General features: G+C 68.2%; 20 protein-coding genes. 7 read left to right on the forward strand and 13 right to left on the reverse strand.

From position 1 onward, the window contains the following. Positions 1-126: 126 nt before the first annotated feature. From AC5WS7_RS15000 to AC5WS7_RS15015, 4 genes are all read right to left on the reverse strand, one after another. Positions 127-552 carry a GyrI-like domain-containing protein gene (locus AC5WS7_RS15000; protein ID WP_495955061.1) on the reverse strand — a complete coding sequence of 142 codons (426 nt, stop codon included), beginning with the start codon at positions 550-552 and terminating at the stop codon, positions 127-129. A gap of 9 nt (positions 553-561) precedes the next feature. Then, the gene (locus tag AC5WS7_RS15005; RefSeq protein WP_495955062.1) at positions 562-1,023 is read right to left on the reverse strand and encodes a GyrI-like domain-containing protein; all 462 of its coding nucleotides are present in this window, start codon (positions 1,021-1,023) and stop codon (positions 562-564) included. 429 nt (positions 1,024-1,452) lie between these two features. Next, on the reverse strand, positions 1,453-3,705 hold the full coding sequence (locus AC5WS7_RS15010; protein WP_495955198.1) for a transglycosylase domain-containing protein: 2,253 nt from the start codon (positions 3,703-3,705) through the stop codon (positions 1,453-1,455). 194 nt (positions 3,706-3,899) lie between these two features. Next, on the reverse strand, positions 3,900-4,328 hold the full coding sequence (locus AC5WS7_RS15015; RefSeq protein ID WP_495955063.1) for a MarR family winged helix-turn-helix transcriptional regulator: 429 nt from the start codon (positions 4,326-4,328) through the stop codon (positions 3,900-3,902). A gap of 60 nt (positions 4,329-4,388) precedes the next feature. Between AC5WS7_RS15015 and AC5WS7_RS15020 the strand changes: the two genes are divergently transcribed. Further along, on the forward strand, positions 4,389-4,721 hold the full coding sequence (locus AC5WS7_RS15020) for an antibiotic biosynthesis monooxygenase family protein (protein ID WP_495955064.1): 333 nt from the start codon (positions 4,389-4,391) through the stop codon (positions 4,719-4,721). 101 nt (positions 4,722-4,822) lie between these two features. On the opposite strand, the gene AC5WS7_RS15025 is transcribed toward AC5WS7_RS15020, so the two are convergent. The 3 genes from AC5WS7_RS15025 to AC5WS7_RS15035 form a co-directional block, all read right to left on the reverse strand. Next, positions 4,823-5,662, reverse strand: coding sequence for a carbohydrate ABC transporter permease (locus tag AC5WS7_RS15025; protein WP_495955199.1), 840 nt, complete (start codon positions 5,660-5,662; stop codon positions 4,823-4,825). Between the two features lie 65 nt (positions 5,663-5,727). Then, positions 5,728-6,705 (reverse strand): carbohydrate ABC transporter permease, encoded by a 978-nt coding sequence (locus AC5WS7_RS15030; RefSeq protein WP_495955200.1) that lies wholly within the window; start codon positions 6,703-6,705, stop codon positions 5,728-5,730. Positions 6,706-6,833: 128 nt separating this feature from the next. Then, positions 6,834-8,135 carry an ABC transporter substrate-binding protein gene (locus AC5WS7_RS15035; protein ID WP_495955065.1) on the reverse strand — a complete coding sequence of 434 codons (1,302 nt, stop codon included), beginning with the start codon at positions 8,133-8,135 and terminating at the stop codon, positions 6,834-6,836. Positions 8,136-8,301: 166 nt separating this feature from the next. On the opposite strand from AC5WS7_RS15035, the gene AC5WS7_RS15040 reads away from it, so the two are divergent. The 3 genes from AC5WS7_RS15040 to AC5WS7_RS15050 all read left to right on the forward strand — a co-directional run bounded on the left by AC5WS7_RS15040 (position 8,302) and on the right by AC5WS7_RS15050 (position 10,948). After that, positions 8,302-9,132, forward strand: a complete 831-nt coding sequence (locus AC5WS7_RS15040) for a DUF2786 domain-containing protein (RefSeq protein ID WP_495955066.1) — start codon at positions 8,302-8,304, stop codon at positions 9,130-9,132. Positions 9,133-9,333: 201 nt separating this feature from the next. Further along, complete coding sequence (locus tag AC5WS7_RS15045) at positions 9,334-9,846, forward strand: TIGR04338 family metallohydrolase (RefSeq protein WP_495955067.1); 513 nt, start codon at positions 9,334-9,336, stop codon at positions 9,844-9,846. Between the two features lie 121 nt (positions 9,847-9,967). Further along, the gene (locus AC5WS7_RS15050) at positions 9,968-10,948 is read left to right on the forward strand and encodes a class I SAM-dependent methyltransferase (protein WP_495955068.1); all 981 of its coding nucleotides are present in this window, start codon (positions 9,968-9,970) and stop codon (positions 10,946-10,948) included. On the opposite strand, the gene AC5WS7_RS15055 is transcribed toward AC5WS7_RS15050, so the two are convergent. Both AC5WS7_RS15055 and AC5WS7_RS15060 read right to left on the reverse strand, forming a co-directional pair. After that, on the reverse strand, positions 10,941-11,921 hold the full coding sequence (locus AC5WS7_RS15055) for an o-succinylbenzoate synthase (RefSeq protein ID WP_495955069.1): 981 nt from the start codon (positions 11,919-11,921) through the stop codon (positions 10,941-10,943). The genes AC5WS7_RS15050 and AC5WS7_RS15055 overlap by 8 nt on opposite strands. A 305-nt stretch (positions 11,922-12,226) precedes the next feature. Further along, complete coding sequence (locus AC5WS7_RS15060) at positions 12,227-13,396, reverse strand: thiolase family protein (RefSeq protein WP_495955070.1); 1,170 nt, start codon at positions 13,394-13,396, stop codon at positions 12,227-12,229. A 109-nt stretch (positions 13,397-13,505) separates the two neighbouring features. Here AC5WS7_RS15060 and AC5WS7_RS15065 point away from each other — a divergent pair, with 109 nt between their 5' ends. Continuing rightward, the gene (locus AC5WS7_RS15065) at positions 13,506-14,033 is read left to right on the forward strand and encodes a winged helix-turn-helix transcriptional regulator (protein ID WP_495955071.1); all 528 of its coding nucleotides are present in this window, start codon (positions 13,506-13,508) and stop codon (positions 14,031-14,033) included. Here AC5WS7_RS15065 and AC5WS7_RS15070 read toward each other — a convergent pair. After that, entirely contained in the window at positions 14,026-15,111 is a 1,086-nt protein-coding gene (locus AC5WS7_RS15070) for an ABC transporter ATP-binding protein (protein ID WP_495955072.1), read from the reverse strand. The genes AC5WS7_RS15065 and AC5WS7_RS15070 overlap by 8 nt on opposite strands. 211 nt (positions 15,112-15,322) lie before the next feature. On the opposite strand from AC5WS7_RS15070, the gene AC5WS7_RS15075 reads away from it, so the two are divergent. Beyond that, on the forward strand, positions 15,323-16,117 hold the full coding sequence (locus AC5WS7_RS15075; protein WP_495955073.1) for an LLM class F420-dependent oxidoreductase: 795 nt from the start codon (positions 15,323-15,325) through the stop codon (positions 16,115-16,117). An 82-nt stretch (positions 16,118-16,199) separates the two neighbouring features. Here the strand turns inward: AC5WS7_RS15075 and AC5WS7_RS15080 are convergent, their stop codons facing one another. Further along, positions 16,200-17,183 carry a LysR family transcriptional regulator gene (locus tag AC5WS7_RS15080; RefSeq protein ID WP_495955074.1) on the reverse strand — a complete coding sequence of 328 codons (984 nt, stop codon included), beginning with the start codon at positions 17,181-17,183 and terminating at the stop codon, positions 16,200-16,202. A gap of 174 nt (positions 17,184-17,357) precedes the next feature. Between AC5WS7_RS15080 and AC5WS7_RS15085 the strand changes: the two genes are divergently transcribed. Then, positions 17,358-18,284, forward strand: a complete 927-nt coding sequence (locus AC5WS7_RS15085; protein WP_495955201.1) for a TIGR03620 family F420-dependent LLM class oxidoreductase — start codon at positions 17,358-17,360, stop codon at positions 18,282-18,284. A 564-nt stretch (positions 18,285-18,848) separates the two neighbouring features. On the opposite strand, the gene AC5WS7_RS15090 is transcribed toward AC5WS7_RS15085, so the two are convergent. Together AC5WS7_RS15090 and AC5WS7_RS15095 are read right to left on the reverse strand one after the other, a co-directional pair. Beyond that, positions 18,849-19,160 carry a cupin gene (locus AC5WS7_RS15090; protein ID WP_495955075.1) on the reverse strand — a complete coding sequence of 104 codons (312 nt, stop codon included), beginning with the start codon at positions 19,158-19,160 and terminating at the stop codon, positions 18,849-18,851. 249 nt (positions 19,161-19,409) lie between these two features. Next, positions 19,410-20,144, reverse strand: a complete 735-nt coding sequence (locus AC5WS7_RS15095; protein ID WP_495955076.1) for a VC0807 family protein — start codon at positions 20,142-20,144, stop codon at positions 19,410-19,412. Between the last annotated feature and the right edge of the window lie 19 nt (positions 20,145-20,163).

The following is a 20,163-nucleotide window of genomic DNA, read 5'->3' on the forward strand; positions in this document are numbered from 1 at the left end:
CCCGGTCCTGGACTGACCGGAGCGCCAGGAGCGAAGCGGGGGAGCGGAGGGAGCGGAGGGAGGGAAGGACCGGGGTTAATAGGGCCCCGGCCCCGCCGGAGCGAAGCGGAGGCCAAGGACACAGCCTCAGTCCAGGGAGACGAAGACCTCCACCGAGGCCGGGCCCGTGTACCGCTCGATCTCCGCGCTGTGCGAGCGGGTGATGGTGCCGGCGGCCTCGGCCTTGGCCACCTTCGCCCAGGCCGTGCGCAGCAGATCGTACGGCTTATCGGACACCACGAATTTGGCGTAGCGACCGGCCGGGATGCGGGTGAGCACGTCGCCGGTGTCGAGCTGGTCCAGAGCGGTGAGTTCGTAGCCCAGGACCGCGACCGCATGGTCGTTCTGGCCGACGTAGGCCGCCACGCGCTGCGCGTCCTTCTCCCGGGACAGGTATCTGTCCCAGGTGAAGTTGACCAGGTCAAGGTCGCGGGCGGCCACCTCGCGACCGGCCAGCGGAACGGTGAGCCCGCCGACGAGGCTCTCACCCAGGGTGACTATCTCGAAATCCATATTCGCGCCCTACTTCTCGCCGGTGACGTCGTCGGCCAGCGCAACGAACACCTCGACCGTGCGCCGATCCGGATAGTGCTCGAAATCGCCGGTGTAGGCGCGTACCAGCGCGCCCGCGGCCTCGAGATCCCAGACCGCCCGCCACACCGACACGATGGTGTCGCCCAGATCGTCCCCGCTGCGGACGAATCGCGCGAACCGGCCGCCCGGCACGCGCGCCAGCACGTCACCGGGTAACAGATCGTCGAGGCTCTGGCAGCGATAACCGACGATATGCGTCAGATATGAGCCGATCTCCGGAGCGTGATCGATGTACGCGCTCGCCGGAGGGCCCGGCAGATCGCGTTTGAGGTTGTGCCGCCAGGCCTCCTCGACCTTCAGCCGGCGCGGGCCTTCGACCGCCAGCGCCGGGCTGCGCAGCACCGTGCCCGCCACCAGCGTCTCGTGGCGCTCGACGATATTGAAATCCACCGGTGTCGCCCCTATGTCTAGTGCTGTGTTTCGGCCCCGGCTCCGCTGCGGCGGGGCTGGGCCCTATCAACCCGGTCCTTCCCTCCCTCCGCTCTCCCGCTTCGCTCCTGGCGCTCCGGTCGGTCCAGGACCGGGGCGGGCCCCAGCCGGGGTTCGGCGATGTCGGGTAGGCGGAAAACGGGTGACCTGGGGGTGTTCTGTCCCTGCTTTAGGTGATCCTATGCGTGTTGCGCGACTGGTCCGCAATGGGCCGGTCCACGGCAGTGTTGCCGATGCTTCCTGCGTTCCCCGAGCTTAGCCGGGGACACCGACATGGCGGCCGGAGATGGTCTCGACCTGGTAGCGATCCGTGAGACCCCGGCCGTCGCGGTGTCTCGGAACCGGTACGCGCGGACCGGGCGGTCCGCACCGAGCGGAGGATGTGCGCGCTCAGCCCGGGACCGGGACGTGCAGCCCGGGGAAGATCTCGACCTGGCGCGGCGGGGGCGGCGGCGCAGGTGCGGGAACCGGCACCGGAGCGGGCGCCGGAGCCGGCGCGTGGCGGCGGGGTGTGGTGGTGGCCGGTGGGGCGAGGATGTCGAACGGCCCGTGGGACTGCTCGGTGGACGGCGGCGTGGCGATGAACGGCCCCTGGGTTCCGTTCGGCGCGGCGGCGGGGAAGTGTTCGGCCGGCGTGCCGCCGAGTGCGCCGTCCATGGTTCGCTTCCAGATGTCCGAGGGCAGGCCCGCGCCGTAGATCGGCGCGCCGCCGGAGGTTCGGATGGCCTCGGATCCGGCCGTGCCGACCCATACCGCCGTCGACAGCGACGGAGTGAAGCCGACCATCCAGGCGTCCTTGTTGGCGCCGGTGTCGCCGAGCTGCGTGGTGCCGGTCTTGGCGGCCGCCGGGCGGCCCGCGAGGGCATGGCCGTTGGAGTATGCCGCGATCGGCAGCATCGCGGTTGTCGTCGTATCGGCGACCTGTGGCGAAATCCGTTGCTGCGCGGGAAGCTGATCCTTACCGGGAACGCCGCGATCCAGCAGCACCCGGCCGTCCCCCGCGACGACGCGCTGCACGATGAACGGCGTGTGGTACATCCCGGAATCCGCCACGGTCGCGTACGCCACGGCCATATCCAGCGGACGCACCGAATACACGCCCAGCACGATCGCCAGGGCGGGCGGCCCGCCGTTCTCGCTGAGCGTGCGACCCGCGACGCCCGGAATCTGCTCCGGAATGCCGGCCTGATGCGCCGCGTCGGCGATGGCCTGCGGGCCGACCGTCTCGGCGAGCCGGTAGAAGCTGGTGTTCAGCGACCGCTTGAACGCCTCGGCCAGCGAACAGGTACCGCAGGATTCACCTTCCACGTTCGTGACCGGGACGCCGTTCACCGTCACCGGCGCGCTGTCCAGCCGATACGACAGTGGAATCCCCTGCTGCAGTGCGGCCAGCACCGCGAAGGTCTTGAACGACGACCCGGTTTGCAGCGGCGCCTGCGCGAAATCGAAGCCGACCCCGTCGTCCCCGCCGTAGTAGGCGCGCAACGCCCCCGAACGCGGGTCGACCGACACCACCGCGCTGCGCAGTTGCGCGGGCTGCGAGCTCAGCGTGTCGTGCACGGCATCGAGCGCGGCCTGCTGGGCGCGCGGGTCGATGGTGGTGGTGATGCGCAGTGCGCCGGTGTCGATCTCCTGCTGACTGATTCCGGCGTTGCGTAATTCGGTCAGGACCTGGGTGCGGATGAGTCCGTTCGCGTTGTGCGCGGCCTCGTCGGTGAACGCGCTGACCGGAGCGATCTGCGGAAAGTCCAGCGCCGCACGGTCTTTCGCACGCAACTTGCCCATGCTGACCATGCCGTCGAGCACATAGTTCCAGCGTGCCCGCAGTTGCGGCAGATGTGTCTCCGGATCCAGCAGCGACGGCGTGCGGATCACCGAAGCCAGCACGGCCCCTTCCGCCAGGGTCAGCTCCGGCACCGGTTTGGCGAAGTACGCGCGCGCCGCGGCCGCGATCCCGTATGCGCCGCGTCCGTAGTAGATGGTGTTCAGATAGGCGGCGAGGATGTCGTCCTTACTCCACTGCCGCGCCATCTTCGCCGAGATGATCAGCTCGCGGACCTTGCGCGACATGGTGCGCTCGGAGCTCAGGAAGGCGTTCTTGACGTACTGCTGGGTGATCGTGGACCCGCCGCCGGCGTCGTCGTGCCCGAGCAGATTGTCCCGCGCCGCGCGCAGGAACGCCGAGGTGGAATATCCGGGATTGGTGTAGAAGTTCCGGTCCTCCGCCGACAGCACCGCGTCGCGCACCGGAACCGGCACCTGCGTCAGCGGCACCGGCGTCCGGTTGCCTTCCGGCGGAACGATTCTCGCCAGTACGGTGGTGCCGTCGTCGGCGGTGATGGTGGCGATCTGGTTGGACTGCACCGCGTCCGGCGGGGGCACCTGCGCACTCCAGTAGGCCAACGCCAGCAGCAACGCCGGAATCACGAAGAAGATCAGGAACAACGCCAGCGACAACCGCCGAATCCGCTGTCCCCGAGTCCGGCCGGATCGCTCGTGCGCCGGTTCGCCGCCCTCCGGCCTGCTGCGCCGCCGCGGCCGCCGCACCGGAGCCGCAGGCGGCCGGCGAACCCGTTCCGGAAGCTCATTCCACCCCGCGAGCGAGGGATAGGGCGCGGTCTTGCGCCGTCCTCGCCACCGCATACGGATCGAGCTCACGATCAACTCCTCGGACTACAAGAACAAGGTGATCGAACAACCGCACGGAACCACTCCCTCACCAGACTAAGAGCCGGTCCGGAATTCCGGCGGTGCGGGGCGGTGGCGGCAGCCTCCACGGGACCGTCCGCGAGCCGCGGCCTGCCTGTCCGGGAGTCTCGACCGAGCGGCTCCGTTCGTCAGGCGAGGTTTTCGATGCAGGTCGACAGGAGCGCGGCCAGGCGGCGGAGATCCGCGGCAGACAGATCAGCGGTCATGCGGTCGTCGGTGGCCATCACGATGGCGTCGGCCCGGTTCAGTTGGGAGCGGCCCGCTTCGGTGAGGGTGACCGGGCGCGAGCGGCCGGTGGCCGGCTGATCCGCGACGGTGACCAGGCCCGCCTGCCGCAGTCCGTTGAGGACGTCGCGCAGGGATTGGCGGGTCACGAAGGTGCGGCGGGCGAGTTCGGCGGCGGGGGCGCCGGGAACGTCGGCCAGCGCGCGCAGGACCGCGTACTGGGACATGGTCAGACCCAGCGGCCGCAGACGTTCCGCACAAGCGCGGTGGAACGTCTGCTGCGCCTGTTTGATCAGATAGCCGATCCGCCGGTCCACACCCTCTTGACTCATGACAGGAACCTTACACATAATCAGTCGTGTAAGGATCTTGACATCAATGGAGGCAGTGCCATGACCGCAACCACCACCATCGCGACCGACGCCCAGCTCACCACCCTGATCAACGTCTTCACCGTCCGGCCCGACCGGCAGCGCGCCCTGGTCGAGGCGTTGACCCGCGCCACCGACGAGGTGATGCGGCACGTCCCGGGCTTCATCTCCGCCAACATCCACGCCAGCGACGACGGCACCCGAGTGATCAACTACGCCCAGTGGCAATCCGCCGACGCCTACCGCGAGATGTTCGCCGACCTCTCCGCCCGAGCGCACATGAACGAGGCCGCCGCCCTGGCCGACCATTTCGACCCGCACCTGTTCACCGTGGAATCCATCCACCACTGCTGAACGTCCGCGGTGTGTTCGATATCGCCGGGTCCGATCCCGGCGGAACGGTTTTCGCCGGAACGCCGGTGCCGGCGGTGGTCACTGAATATCCCGAAGGGGAGCTAGCTCTTCACGCCGCCCGCGGTGAGGCCGGAGATGATGCGGCGCTGGAAGAGCAGGACCATGACGACCAGGGGGACGGTGACGATGACGCCCGCGGCCATGATCGCCGTGTACGGCTGGACCAGGGGGTCGTTGCCGGAGAAGCGGGCGATCGCGACGGTGACCGGTTCGGTCGCGTCGGAGGACAGCAGGCTGGACAGCAGGTATTCGTTCACCGCGGCGATGAAAGCCAGGATCGCGGTGGTGAACACCGCGGGTGCGGCCAGCGGCAGCATCACCAGGCGGAATGCCTGGAAACGCGAGGCGCCGTCGATCCGCGCGGCCTCCTCGAGCTCCCATGGCAGTTCGGCGAAGAACGAGGCCAGCACGTACACGGTCATCGGCAGGACGAAGGAGATGTTCGGGATGATCATCGCCTGGTAGTGCCCGAGCCAGCCGATATCGGTGAACAGCTGGAACAGCGGCGTCACCAGGACGACCACCGGGAACATCGACGCGCTCAGCACCAGCCCGGCGACCAGCGTCTTACCGCGGAAGGTGATGCGGGCCAACGCATATGCGGCCATCATGCCGATCAGCAGGGCGATCACCGTGGTGGCCGCGCCGATGACGACGCTGTTGGTCAGCGCCCGGCCGAAGTTGTTGCCGCGCTCGGTGTCGAACGCGTTCTGGAAGTTCTTCGTCGTCAGATGCGTCGGCCACGGGGTGTTGTCGAACGTGTAGCCCGGATCGCGGAAGGCGGTGACGGCCATCCAGTAGAACGGCCCCAGGCCCCACACCAGGATGATCAGTGCGCCGATATACGTACTCGCGGAACGCAATCGCCTGCTCAACGGCATCCGCGCCGTGACCGCCCGGGTGCTCTCCGGCGCGCTGACGGCAGCGGCGATTCCGGTGTCGCTCATCAGTGCGCCCTCCGCTGTTCTTCCTGTGTCGCAACCGCATTCGCGCCCAGCACCTTCACCAGCACGAACGCGACCGCGAAGATCAGCAGGAAGGTGATCACCGACAGTGCCGACGCGCTGTTGGCCCCCTGGCGCACCTGGTCGACGACCAGGATCGAGATGGTCCGGGTGTTGGCGTTGCCCTGCGTCATGATGGCGGGCAGATCGTACAGGCGCAGCGCGTCCATCGTGCGGAACAGGATCGCCACCAGCAGTGCGGGTTTGAGCAGCGGCAGGGTGATGTGGCGCAAGCGCTGCCACGCCGACGCGCCGTCCATTCGCGCGGCCTCGTACACGTCGGCCGGAATCACTTGCAGCCCGGCCAGAATCAGCAACGCCATGAACGGCGTCGTCTTCCACACGTCGGCGATGATCACCGCGAGGCGCGACCACCACGGATCGGTCTGCCACAGAATGTGTGTTCCGAGAACGCGATTCACCACGCCGTCGTACTGGAACATGAACTCCCACAGCCGCGCGGTCACCGCGGTCGGGATCGCCCACGGAATGAGCACCGCCGCCCGCAGCAGCGCGCGGCCCTTGAAGGTCTTGCCCATCACCGTCGCCATGCCCAGCCCGATGACCGCCTCGAGCGTCACTGTGATGACGGTGAACAGCACGGTCACCAGGATCGCGGCCCAGAACTGCGAGCCGAGATTGCCGGTCGGGCAGGTCTCGGTGCCGCCGGCGGGCAGCGTGCACTGCTGCAGCAGCCAGTGCGTGTAATTGCTGAACCCGGCACTGCCGCCGTTGACGAACATGCCCGTCGCCGGGTCGAGCCCGGAGTCCTTCTGGAAGGACATGATCACCGCGCGCACCACCGGGTATCCGATGACCACGGCCAGCGCCAGCAGCACCGGGGCCACGAACAACCAGGTGCGCCCCGATCCGGGCAGCTTGTTCAGTCCGCGAGCGACCCGCGACTTCCGGTCACCGATCGGTGCGCCGGTGCTGGTCGATGGTTCGCTCGCGGATTCGTCAACACGCGTGTACTCCGGCGTTCCCGAAGGATCTGACACCGTTCTTCTCTCCTACGGGACTCGGCTCGGCACAGGCGCTCTCGCGGTCAGGACCCGGCGGCCTGGATCCCCTTCTGCATACCGGTGATCGCGGCGTCGACCGTTTTCCGTCCGGTGATCGCAGCATAGGCGTTGTCCTGGATGGCCTTGGACACCGCCGGATAGAACGGCGTGACCGGCCGCGGCACGGCGCTGGCGATCGAATCCTTCAGCGTCGGCAGGTACGGGAACTTCGCGATCAGCGCCGGGTCGTCGTACAGCGAGGACCGCACTGGCGGATAGGCGCCCTCGGCCACGATGTGCTGGGCGTCCTCGCTGATCAGGAAGCGCAGGAAGTCCAGGGCGGTGGCCTTGTGCTTGGAGTACGCGCTGATGGCGGCGTTGTACCCACCGAGCGTGGAGGCGCCGATCCCGTCCTTGCCGGGCAGCGCGGCGACGCCGACCTCACCCTTGACCGCGGACGAATCGGCTTGGGCCACACCGTAGAAGTTCGGCCAGGTGCGCAGGAACAGCAATTTGCCCTGGGCGAAGGCGTTCTGGCTCTCGGGCTCCTCGAAGGAGATGGCCTCCTTGGGGATATCGCCCTTCTGGTACGCGTCGGTCAGCACCTGCAGACCCGCGCGGGCCTGTGGGCTGTCGATGGTGGGGGTCTTGCCGTCCGGCCCGACGAAGGTTCCGCCATAGGCGTTGATCACCTCGGCGGTATTCACCGTCAGACCCTCGTAGGGCGCGAACTGCCCTGCGTAGCAACCGACGTTGTGCTCCTTGGCGATATTGCAGTCGCCGAGCATCTCGGTCCACGTCTTCGGCGCGTTGGGCACCAGATCCTTGCGGTAGTACAGCAGGCCGCCGTTGGTGTTCAGCGGCGCGGCGTACAGGTTGCCCTTGTAGGTGGCGCTGGCCACCGTCGGCGAGAGCAGGGTGGAGGTGTCCAGCGCGAAGGAGTCCTTCAGCGGCTGGATCCAGCCCTTGGCCGCGAATTCCGCGGTCCAGGTGACGTCCAGGGCCAGCACGTCGTAGTCCGGCTGCTTGGCCTGCAGGTGCTGGGCCATGTCGTCGTGCTGCTGGGAGGCGTCGTTGGACTGTTCCTTGAAGGTGACCTTCTCGGTCGGGTGCGCGGCGTTCCAGCGATCGATGAGCTGTTTGACCGCACCGGTCTCCGAGGTGTCCTTACCCTCGACGTAGGTGATCGGGCCGCGCCCGCCGAGGTCCTGTGTGGTCGGGTTGTTGCCACTGCTGCTCGAACACCCGCTCGCGAGGGTCGCGGTGAGCAGTGCCGCCGAGGCGGCGGCCAGAGCGGCGCGGGAGGTCCGGGACGAGCGTCGTGACCTCACCTTGTTCAATGCCATCGATACTCCAGGGTCGAGACGAGCCGCAGCTGCCTTGGCGCGCACGGTGGAGCCGAGCGGCGGCGACGCGGAGCCGTGAGCGCCGGCACACTCAGCCGGTTGCACAAGGCAAGATACATTGTCCGCGGCCTGTCGTGTCGGTCGGTTCTCTATATTCTGGGTCGCGATGTCGACTCAGCCAACTCAGGACAAGTTGCTCACGCGTATCGGCGGACTGCTGCGGCAAGCGGAGTCGACCGACAACGAGCACGAGGCCGAAGCGTTCCTGGCCGCGGCGCAGCGCCTGGCGACCCGCTCGTCGATCGATCTGGCGGTGGCCCGCGCGCATGTGACGGGCCGTGAGCGCCGGGCGACGCCGGTGCAGCGGGTCATCGCGATCGGCGAGCCGGGTAAGCGCGGGCTGCGCACCTATGTGCAGCTGTTCGTCGCGATCGCCGCCGCCAACGATGTGCGCTGCGATGTGGCTCGCACCTCGACGCAGGTGTACGCGTACGGATTCGACTCCGATATCGCCTCCTGCGAGGCGTTGTACGCGAGTTTGCTGGTGCAGATGGTGCGTGCGTCGGATCTGTACATCAAGTCCGGGCAGTACCGGTCCGCGACGGTGGAGAAGGTCGTCGTCGAGAAACGCTACGGCCGCAAGGTGCAGCGGCAGGTGCGAGCCCCGGTCGCGGCCGTCACGGCCCGGCTGAACTTCCAGATGGCCTTCGCCGCGCGTGTCGGCCGCCGCCTGGCCGCGGTCAAGGCCGAGGTGGAGGCTCAGGTGCGGGACGAGCCGACCGCGGCCCCCGGTACCGCGATAGCCCTGCGCGACAAGGAACTCGAACTGACCAGCTTCTACACCCGCACCTCCGAGGCGCGCGGCACCTGGCGCGGACCGCAGGAGTCCGCCGGGTATTCGCCCGGCGCCCGGCGAGCCGGTGACCGTGCGGGACGGGCCGCCCGGCTGGGTTCCTCACCCGAACTCGGCGCGGCGCGTGGACAACTCGGCGGATGAGGCGGACCTATGGCCGGTTTCGTAACGGTGACGGGCTCGGTGCAGTTGCGCCGATGTCGTGAAGATGTCATGGATGGCCCGGACAGTGGGAGGTTCGATGCCGGACGCGGAGTGTGGTGAGCGGTGCTGTCGCGGCCGTACGCGTGATCGCGAGCCGCGGACGAGTCCGCCGCCGGTGCTGCCGGGAACCGGGCCCGAAGCGTGAGCGCGCGCGATGAGCAGCGCAGCCGTGTGTACGACGCCGAGGGATTGGTGCGGCGGATGTTCGACCGGGCGGACGAGGCCGGGTCGCGAACCGTGGAGTTGTACGGCTCGCAGATCACGTTGCCGGTGGAGCGGCGGTTCGCCTCGGTTGCCTCGGTGCAGAGCTACGCGGATCGGGTGCTGGCGCTGAATTGGGTTCGCGCGCAATGGGTTCGCGCGGGTGAGCCGGTGACGGTCCGGGCGCGCGCGGGGGCGTCGGCCGCGCACTACGAAACCGAGGGCGCGGTGCTCGCGGTTCCGCTGCACACCGGCGGAAGCGCCTGGGCGCTGCGGGAATTGGTGATTCTGCACGAGATCGCGCACCACCTGGACGAGCCGGGTGCGCAGCGCGCGCCGCACGGGCCGGAATTCTGTGCCCGATACCTCGAGCTGGTCGACGGCGTCATCGGACCGGAGGCCGCGCTGGTGCTGCGCACGTCGCTGCTGGGATGTGGTGCGCGGATCGGCTGACCGGGCCGTTCGGCAGCGGGACTCGGGGCAGCACGCCGTGGGCGGTCGCGGCATTCATACCCGGACTCGGTTGTAGTGTCGGCATCGACGTCGAATCGAGGGAGGCAATGTGCGCGCGTTCGTGTCACGTGTGGCTTTCTACGTTCTGTGCACCGTGATGTCTCCGCTGGTCGTGCTCGGTTATCTGGTGTGGATCAGCGCGACGGTCACCTCGGGCCGGTCCGGGGTGTCCGGCACCGCGCAGGGCCCGCTCAGCGCCCGGTTCTCCGAGCACAACTTCGGGACGCGGCCGGACATCGCGGCCGACCGGCTGCTTCGGGCGCTGCCCGGTGTCCCTAAACCTGCGTTGTTCCTGACCACCGCTCCGGTGTTCCTGGCGCATCGGCTGACCGGGTACGTGCCGCGGGCGTTCCGATACCCCTTCGAGGGCAAGGTTTCCCCGCAGTACGAGGCCGCCGCGCGTATCGGATTCTTCGATACGACCCTCGAGCGATATCTGCCCGAGGTCACGCAGTTCGTCATCCTCGGTGCGGGTTTCGACACCCGTGCCTACGGGCCGGCGCCCGATTCGCCGGTGCGTGTCTTCGAGGTCGATACCCCGCCGACCCAGACCGTCAAGCGCAAGGCTCTGGAGAAGGCCGGAATCGATTCCAGCAGAGTTACTTTCGTACCCGCCGACTTCGAGAAGGAGGACTGGCTCGACTGCCTGAGGAGGGCGGGCTTCGACCCGCGCGAGCGGACGCTGTTCCTCTGGGAGGGGGTGATCATGTATCTCGACCGCTCGGCCGTCGAGGACACCCTGCGCAAGATCGCCTCGACCGCTCCCGGCAGCCTGGTCGCATTCGACTACTTCACCAGCGAGCCGCTCGAATCGTCCTCGCTGTACTGGCGTTACGGCCGAGCCGCCACGGCGTCCGCGGGCGAGGAGTTGAAGTTCGGGGTCGACAGCACACCGCCCGTCCGCGACCGTCTCGCCGAGCTGCTCGGGTCATGCGGCCTCTCGCTCACCGAGCAGCGGACCCTCGGCGAGGAGTCCGGAAATCGCCGTGCCTGGGGCGGATTCGCGGTGGCATCGGTGGGTCAGGCCCCGTCGCTCAGGTGATGGGCAGCAGGCGCTGGACTCGGTCCAGGCGATCCCGCCACCATCGGGTGCGCTCCGGATCGGGATGCCGGAAACGTCGCAGGAGTCCGGGGTCCGGAGTCGGCGCGATGCGCGGGACGGGCAGGTATCCGTCGACCGGGCGGAGCGAATCGGTCACCGTATCGCCCTCGAAGAGGTTCACCGTCCCCAGTCCGCAGGCGAATTCGAGGTTCGGCAGGGCTCCGGCCAACGCGAGTTGGGCCGACAGTCCGACGCTGGTCTCCAACGCCGAGGAGACCACGCACGGTAGCCCGGCGGCCGCGGCCACCCGCAACGCGCGCCGAACTCCGCCCAGCGGAGTGCATTTCAGCACCGCGATATCCGCGGCACCGGCCACCGCGACCCGCAAGGGGTCCTCGGCCCGGCGGATGGATTCGTCGGCGGCGATCCGGACATCCACCTGCCGCCGCACCCGCGCCAACTCCTCGATGGTCCGGCAGGGCTGCTCGGCGTATTCCAAACCGCCTGCGGCCCTGTCGATCTGCGTCAGGTGATCGACAGCGGTATCGACATCCCACAGCGCGTTCGCATCCACCCGGATCGCCCCGCCGGGTCCGAGAGCCGAACGCACGGCCGCTACCCGCTCCAGATCCTCCGCCAGCGAATCGGGATGATCGGCGACCTTCACCTTCGCCGTCCGGCATCCCGACCCGGCGACCAGCGCATACGCCCGTTCCGCAGCCACCGCGGGCACAGTGCAATTCACCGCGATCCGGTCCCGCACCGGCTCCGGCCACCCCACCGTGACCTGCTCGACAGCGGTGGCCAACCACCCCGCCGCCTCCCGATCCCCGTACTCCGGAAACGCGCAGAACTCGCCCCACCCCAACGGCCCCTCGAAAACCATTCCCTCCCGCACCGTGATCCCCCGAAACCGATTCCGCATCGGAATCGCGTACACCTGCGCGGATTCGGGATCGATCAGCTCACCCATGCGCCCACCTGCCCCCGGCTGTGCGTCCACTGCTCTGGCTCACCGGCCCAGCCTAATCCCGGGCGTAATGCTATTTGCCCGGTGGTGGAACTCGACAGAGGGAACGAGCAGACGAACGTGCGGCTGAGGTCCAGGAGTTGCTGACTGCCGAGGGCAGCACCGCTCAGCAGGGCCGGTGGATCTGCTCGTTGCCGCGCCGGCGGTGGGGAGGGCCTACCGCACGATCGCGCAGACGACCGGGCAGCCGGTTCGCATGGTCATGGATTTGCCACGGTCGTGATGTGCCACCCCGGTGCCGCCGGGGCTCAGAGCCTTTCCAGGATCATGGCGTTGGCCAAACCGCCTGCCTCGCACATGGTTTGCAGGCCGTAGCGGGCGCCGCGTTCGCGCATGGCGTGCACCAGGGTGGTGGCCAGGCGGGCTCCGGATGCGCCGAGGGGGTGACCCAGGGCGATCGCGCCGCCGTGCACGTTGACCCGGCTCAGGTCGGCGCCGGTGTCGGCGGCCCAGGCCAGGACCACCGCGGCGAACGCCTCGTTGACTTCGAACAGGTCGATGTCGGCGAGTTGCAAACCGCTGCGCTCCAGCACCTTTCGTGTCGCCGGGATGACCGCGGTGAGCATCAGCAGCGGATCGTCGCCCGCGACGGCGAAGCTGTGCAGCCGGGCCAGCGGGGTCAGCCCCAGTTGAGCGGCCTTCTCGCTGGTCATGATGAGGACCGCGGCGCTGCCGTCGTTGATCTGGCTGGCGTTGGCGGCGGTGATGTTCCAGCCGATCTCCGGGAAGCGGGCGGCGTACTCGGGACTGTAGAAGGCCGGGCGCAACGCGCCGAGCGTCTCGAGCGTGCTGCCGACGCGAATACCCTCGTCGGTGGAAAGACCCTCCAGCGGAACGAGTTCCGCCTCGAAGGACCCGTTCTTGGTCGCAGCCGCGGCCTTCTCGTGACTCGCGAGCGAGAACTCGTCCAGCTCGGTACGCCCGATCTTCCACCGCGACGCGATCAATTCCGCGCTGATGCCCTGTGGCACAAGCCCTTCCGGATAGCGCTCGTTGAAGGCGACCCCGCCGATATCGGTGGCTCCGACCACGCTCGAACCCATCGGAACCCGGCTCATCGATTCCAGTCCGGCCGCCACCACGATGTCGTACGCACCGGAGATCACGCCCTGTGCGGCGAAGTGGATGGCCTGCTGACTGCTTCCGCACTGCCGGTCCACGGTCGTCGCGGGCACCGATTCGGGATATCCCGCGGCCAGGGCGGCGCGCCGGCTGATGTTGACGGACTGTTCGCCGACCTGAGTCACCACCCCGCCGATGACGTCGTCGATCAGCGCCGGATCGATACCGGTTCGCCGCACCACCTCCCGCAGGCTGTGGGCGAGCAGGTCCACCGGATGCACCCCGTGCAGCGCGCCGGTCGGCTTGCCCTTGCCGATCGGGGTCCGCACGGCCTCGACGATCACTGCGTCTCTCATGGCGATTCCTTCCGGCCGGCCGCGACGATGCGGTCTCGCTAAGTTGTTCTAAAGCCAGAGTAGGATGCTGACGATACTCACCACAAGTCAGAGTCGTATGATGTGTGTCATGTCTGCTGTACTCGAAGGCCCGTTACGTGATCTGCGCTCGTGGAAGCCGGAGGGATGTTCCGTCGTCAAGGCGCTGGACGTCATCGGCACCCGTTCGGCGATCCTGATCCTGCGCGAGGCCCTCTACGGCACCACGCGATTCGACGGTTTCGCCGAACGCGTCGGCATCACCGACGCCGCCGCGGCAGCGGCCCTGCGCAAACTCACCACCGCGGGCCTGCTGCGCAAGCAGCCGTACCGCGAGGAGGGCAAACGCACCCGCAACGAATACGTGCTCACCGAGATGGGCCGCGATGCGATCCCGGTCGTGCTCGCCCTGTGGCAGTGGGGCGATCAATATCTGCAGGGCGGGACCCCGCCGCTCGAGCGGGTGGAGAACGATACGAGCGAGCCGGTCCGGGTGGAGATCCGCAGCGCGGCCGGAAACGAGGTTCCGATGGACAATCTGCGGATCCGCCTGAACAAGCAGTGGCGGCGCGGCCGGACCCGCGAGCAGGGGCGGGCCCGGCCGGACGAAATCAGTTGAGCCGCTTACCGTCTTCGGGCGCGAAGAAGTAGACGTTCTCCGGATCCGCTGTGAGAGAGAGCTTGTCGCCCTTGGTCGGCGGGTTGCGCCAGTCGACTCGCGCAACGATGGATTCCTCTGCGCCCGAACCGTTCTCGTTCAGCGCCCGCCCGTAGACGTAGGCGTCCGAGCCGAGCTCCTCGACCACGTCCACCTCCATCGCGATGCCGTTGCCCGATTCGGTGAACTCGAGGTGTTCGGGGCGGATGCCGACCACGACCCGCCCGTTCACGGCATCGGCCACCGAGCGCGGCACCTGCAGCGCGTGACCGCCCAGCTGCGCGGCCCCGTCGGCGAGCGGGAGGGTGAACAGATTCATCGCGGGCGATCCCATGAATCCCGCGACGAACAGGTTCGCCGGGTTGCGGTAAAGATCGCGCGGGGTCGCGCACTGCTGCAACAGACCGTCCTTCAGCACCGCGACCCGGTCGCCCATCGTCATCGCCTCGACCTGGTCGTGCGTGACGTACACGGTGGTCGTGCCCAGCCGGCGCTGCAACTGCGCGATCTGGGTGCGGGTCTGCACGCGCAGTTTGGCGTCCAGATTCGACAGCGGCTCGTCCATCAGGAACACCTGCGGCTGTCGCACGATCGCCCGGCCCATCGCGACGCGCTGCCGCTGACCACCGGACAGCGCCTTGGGCTTGCGATCCAGGAACTGTTCCAGGTCCAGAAGTTTCGCGGCCTCGCGGACCCGCTGCTCCTTCTCCGCCTTGGCGACCTTCGCCATCTTCAGCGCGAAGCCCATGTTCTCCGCGACGGTCATATGCGGATAGAGCGCGTAGTTCTGGAACACCATCGCGATATCGCGCTGTTTGGGTTCGGCATTGGTGACATCGTTGTCGCCGATCAGGATCCGGCCGCCGTCGACGTCCTCGAGTCCGGCGAGCATGCGCAGCGAGGTCGATTTGCCGCAGCCGGACGGGCCGACCAGAACCAGGAATTCGCCGTCGGCGATCTCCAGATCCAGCGCGTCGACGGCGGGTTTGGCGGCGCCCGGATACACCCGGGTCGCGTGGTCGAAAGTGACCGTGGCCATCAGAAAACATCCCTTCACCGGCAGGAACGTGCCGGACGATCCGAGTAGAGGGTGGGCGCGGCGAACCGCTGAACGCATAGTACTGGGCAGGCGTCCACGGCGTGCCGGTTCGCTGTGGGCGTACCTGCTCGCCGGACATCGCGGATGTCCCGGCGGTAGCCTCTGAGAGGTCATTCGCAGTTGCTGAACGCTCACATCGAGGAGTGCATCAATGACCCGACCGGTTCGCATCGGAGTCCAGCTACAGCCGCAGCACGCACCCGAGTACAACCTCATCCGCGATGCCGTGCGCCGCGCGGAGGACGCCGGGGTGGACGTCGTGTTCAACTGGGATCACTTCTACCCGCTCTACGGCGACCCCGACGGGGCCCATTTCGAGTGCTGGACCATGCTCGGCGCGATCGCCGAGCAGACCGAGCGCGTCCAGCTCGGCGCGCTGGTCACCGGCGGCGGCTACCGCAATCCCGACCTGCTCGCCGATATGGCCCGCACCGTCGACCACATCTCCGGCGGACGCCTCATCCTGGGCATCGGCGCGGGCTGGTTCGAGAAGGACTACAACGAGTACGGCTACGAATTTGGTACCGCCGGAACACGTTTGGCGTTGCTCAAGGAGTACATGGAACGCTTGACCGCGCGCCTGGGCAAACTCAACCCGCAGCCGGTCCGCGATATCCCGATCCTGATCGGCGGCGGCGGTGAGCGCAAGACCCTGCGCCTGGTGGCCGAATACGCCGACATCTGGCATACCTTCGCCGATGTCGATGTCCTGGAACGCAAGTCGAAGATCCTCGCCGACCACTGCGGCGACGTGGGCACCGACCCGACCGCCATCGAACGCTCGGTGAACTGGCCCGGCGTCGAAGCGGCCCCCACCCTGGTCGCCGCCGGAGCAACCCTGTTCACCGTCGGCACCGGCGGCCCCGGCTACGACCTGAGCACCCTGGAAGAAGCCATCCGCTGGCGCGATGAATTCAACCCCGAGTCGGTCGCCGGAATCGCTTAGAGCCGCAACGGTATTCGAGTCCCTGTGGTGGCCGGGGACCGTTTCGCGCGGTCTCCGGCCACGCGCGCTGTCCCGGTGCGGTTCATCTCGGCGGCGGCTCGGGATCGGACGGCGGCGCGGAGTTCGGACCGCCCGCGGCGGTATCGGGCCGCGTGCCTTCGCGGCCGGCCGCGGCCGAGCCGGTGAGTTGCTCCCGTGCATATTCGGCGAAGGCGGTGACCAGGCGGTTTCGGGTATTGCGGCGGGTGGCGAGGACCACGTGGGCGGGATCTACGCCGCGCAGGGGTAGCGCGATGACGTCCGGCCGGAGGGCGGGGAATTGGCCGCCCGCGGTGATGACGATCGCCTCGCCGGCGGCGACGACTTCGAGTTTGTCCTCCAGGGCGTCGATGATCGGGCCGTCAGGGGCGGGGCGGCCGTCGGGACGCGGGTCCATCCGCCAGTAGGCGCTCCAGGCCGGGTTGGATCGGCGCAGCCGCGGGATGGGTTCGTCGGCTATGTCGTCGAGGGTCAGAAAGTCCTTGTGCGCCAAGCGATGATCGACGGGCAACAGAACGATGCGCGGTTCGGTGTAGAGGACGGTGACGTGTAGGCCCTCGGTCGGAAAGGGAAGTCGGGTGACCAGTGCGTCGACCCGGTGATCGAGGAGTGCGGCAGGGACATCGGTGATCTGCACGTGCTGTGCGCGCACCTCGGCGTCGGGATGACGGCGGCGCATCTCGCGCACGACAGGCGTGACGATCAGGTCCCCGGTGTAGCCGATCGTGACGTGACCGGACCCGTCTGCGGCGCGGGTCTGCGCTACGACCCGGCTCGCCGTGCGCAGCAGCGCTCTGGCCTGCGGCAGGAAGACCCGGCCCGCCTCGGTGAGCGCGGTGCCTCGTGGACCGCGATCCAGCAGCCGCGCGCCGAGTTGTTTTTCGAGCCGGTTGATCTGGCGGCTCAACGATGGTTGCGTGACGTGCAAGGCCTCGGCGGCGCGACCGAAATGCCCGTGCGCGGCGACGAGGGTGAAGCAGTGCACCAGCCGCAGGTCGAGTTCCACCGCGGGCGGGACGTCGGTCATGACCCCACAGTATCCCGGCCGTATCTCGCTCGCCGTCGGGTCGGCCGATGCCAGCTGCGGTGATGCGCGAAACGCAATACCTGATGCGAAAGATTCATTGGATTGCGCACCTCACCCGGCAGCACAGTGAAGCTGTCCGCTGACTCGAACTTCCTTGGAGGAACGCCCATGACGATCACCCCCGCCGTGGACACGGCACGCCGCGCGCTGGGACCGGTGGGCGTGAGCCTGCCGGTCTCCTTCACCAGCACCCCGTCCGCCGACGCACAGCGCGAGGCGGGCCGCCGCCTCGAGCAGGCCGGTTACGGCGCTCTGTGGACCAACGAGGTCATCGGCAAGGACGCCTTCACCCATCTGTCCGTGCTGCTCGCCGCGACCGAACGCCTGACAGTGGGGACCTGCGTGGCCAACATCTGGGCCCGCCCACCGCAGACCGCGCACGGTGCGGCGGCCTACCTCGCCCAGGCCTATCCGGACCGTTTCGTACTCGGCCTCGGCGTCGGCTACCCGCAGCAGGCCGAGAGCGTCGGCCGGTCGTTCGGTTCCCCGCTGACCACGATGCGCGATTACGTCGCCGGAATGAACGCCGAAACCTGGCCTCCCGCACCGGACACCGCGTATCCGCGCATTCTCGCGGCGAACGGCCCGAAGATGCTCGCCCTGGCCGGAGAGATCGCCGACGGCGCACTGCCCGCCGGACTCCCTCCCGAGCACACCGCACGGGCCAGGCGCACACTCGGCCCGGACAAACTGCTCGTAGTGGGTCTGTCCGTGGTGATCGACGACGACCTCGGCCGATCCCGCGACGCCGCGCGCCAGGTCGTCTCCACCTGGGCCGCCCGCCCGCCCTTTCGCGCCGCCGTAGCCGAATTCGGTTATGAGATAGCCGAAAACGCTACCGCCGACGATCGTGTGGTCGATGCGCTCGTCGCTCACGGCACACCCGATTCGATTACCTCGAAGATCGAGGAGCACCTCGCCGCGGGAGCCGACCACGTCACCCTGCTGCAACCGATCGGCACCGAATTCGCCTCCGGCATCGACCGATACGTCGACATAGCCCAGGCCGTGACCGGCCGCGCGCGAACTTCCCGGGCCTGAGCCCGGGCATCGCACTTTCCGGGGCTGTGCGCCCGGTCGTCACGATCACCGTGGGCGGGCGCGGTCGCCGTCCGCGCTAGGTTTCTCGCGGCTGGTTCGAGGAAACTGCCGTGCCCCGCGCAGGTTTTGTGCTCGGCTGGCCCAAGTCCGGGTTACCGGCAGCGCTTTGCGACGTTCGGTTGGTGTGAGTCTGGGTTGCTGGTTGCGTGTTTCGGTGTTCGGTTGGCGAGTCCGGGTTACCGGTCGCGTCCTGCGATGTTTGGCTGGTGCGAGTCCGGATTGCTGGCTGCGCTCTGGGACGTTCGGTTGGTGTGAGTCTGGGTTGCTGGTTGCGTGTTTCGGTGTTCGGTTGGCGAGTGCGGGTTACCGGTCGCGTCCTGCGATGTTCGTACCGTGTGAGTCTGTATTGCTGGCCGCGTGTTTCGAGGCTGCTGGTGCGAATGTGGGTTGCTGGCCGTGTGTTTCGAGGCTGCTGGTACGAGCACCGGTTACCGGCCGCGTCCCTCGACCGCCAATCCAGTTGCGCCCGTATGACAGTCATGCAATGCGGTGCGGGTATTCGGATCAGATGCTGCCCTTGCGTTCGACGACGAGGATTCGGGCCTCCGGTGCCGGGTGCGCGACGTGCTCGTCGCCGACCTCGGCATAACAGATACGGCCCGGGGACAGACGTTCGACTCGTTCCTCGGCGCCCTCGCGATAGTGCATGTCGACCGCGCCGTCCAGGACGACGAAGACTTCCGGGCCGTCGTTGACATGCCATTCGTAGGGTTGGTCGGTCCAGTGCAGCCGGATCGTCGCGGTGTCGATCTCGGCGATGTCGATGGCTCCCCAGGGGCGGTCCGCGGTGAAATCACCGGCCTCGAAGAAACGCATGCCTCGATCATGACACCGAATCCGGCACCGGACCGCCGACACGTCCGCTGCCTGCGGTAACAGGACTCCCAGCGGAGGGACGAGGGGTGACACGCGATCCGGTGACCGGGCGCGGCGGGGGCCCTCCGACGCTGTCGTCTCACCTCGTCGGATCTCGCCGTGCGGTGGTGGCGATACCGCACCGGGATGGTTGCCGGTCGCGGGCGGCGCGACCATGGCGGCCGGGACCAACGCCCGCTCGACCGAGCGCTAGGCGGAGATCGCGGCCTCCTCGGCGCGTGCGGCACGGGCGCGGGCGCGGCGGACCACCGCCATGGTGATGGCGATCAGCAGGCCGAATGTGACAGCCGTCATGACGGTGGACAACCACACCATGGTCGAGATGGGCAGGTGGTAGACGAGCACCACGCGGAGCGCGGCCTCGACGCACAGTCCCGCGCCCCAGATCAGGCTCAGGGCGTTGAGCACGCGCCGCATCCGCGGGCTGGTGCGGTACCGCTGCCGAAATGCCGCGGCGGCGTCGGCGGCCATGCCGCGTTGCGCGCTGACGTAGATCAGGGGCTTGCCGAATGCCGTGCTGATCAGGAAGGCCGCTCCGATCAGGGCGGTGGTGAAGGAGTCCTTGGCGACCGCGAAGCGGGCGTCGCCGGAGACGAAGGTCAGCCCCAGGCCGAGCACGAAACTCGCCAGGATCACCGAGGCGAAGGGATCGATCCGGCGTTTGCGCACGATCTCGGCTACCACGAACACGCCCGACAGCACCGTTCCGCCGCTGAGCGCGACCAGATCGCTCGCGCCGACGGCGTGCAGCCCGTAATAGGTCGCCATCGGCACTCCGGCGTCGCGGAGCAGCTGGCGTGCGAGTGCTTTGCGGTCCACCCCCGGTGCGGGTGCGGCGGTATCCGGGTCGCCTACCGGTTCGGCGGAACGATTCGACTCGGCTGGTGCGGTACCTGGGACGTTCTGTGCATCTGCGAATGCCATTGCGTGCGTGTCTTTCTCG

It is taken from the genome of Nocardia sp. PLKS1-43 (genome assembly GCF_059510335.1).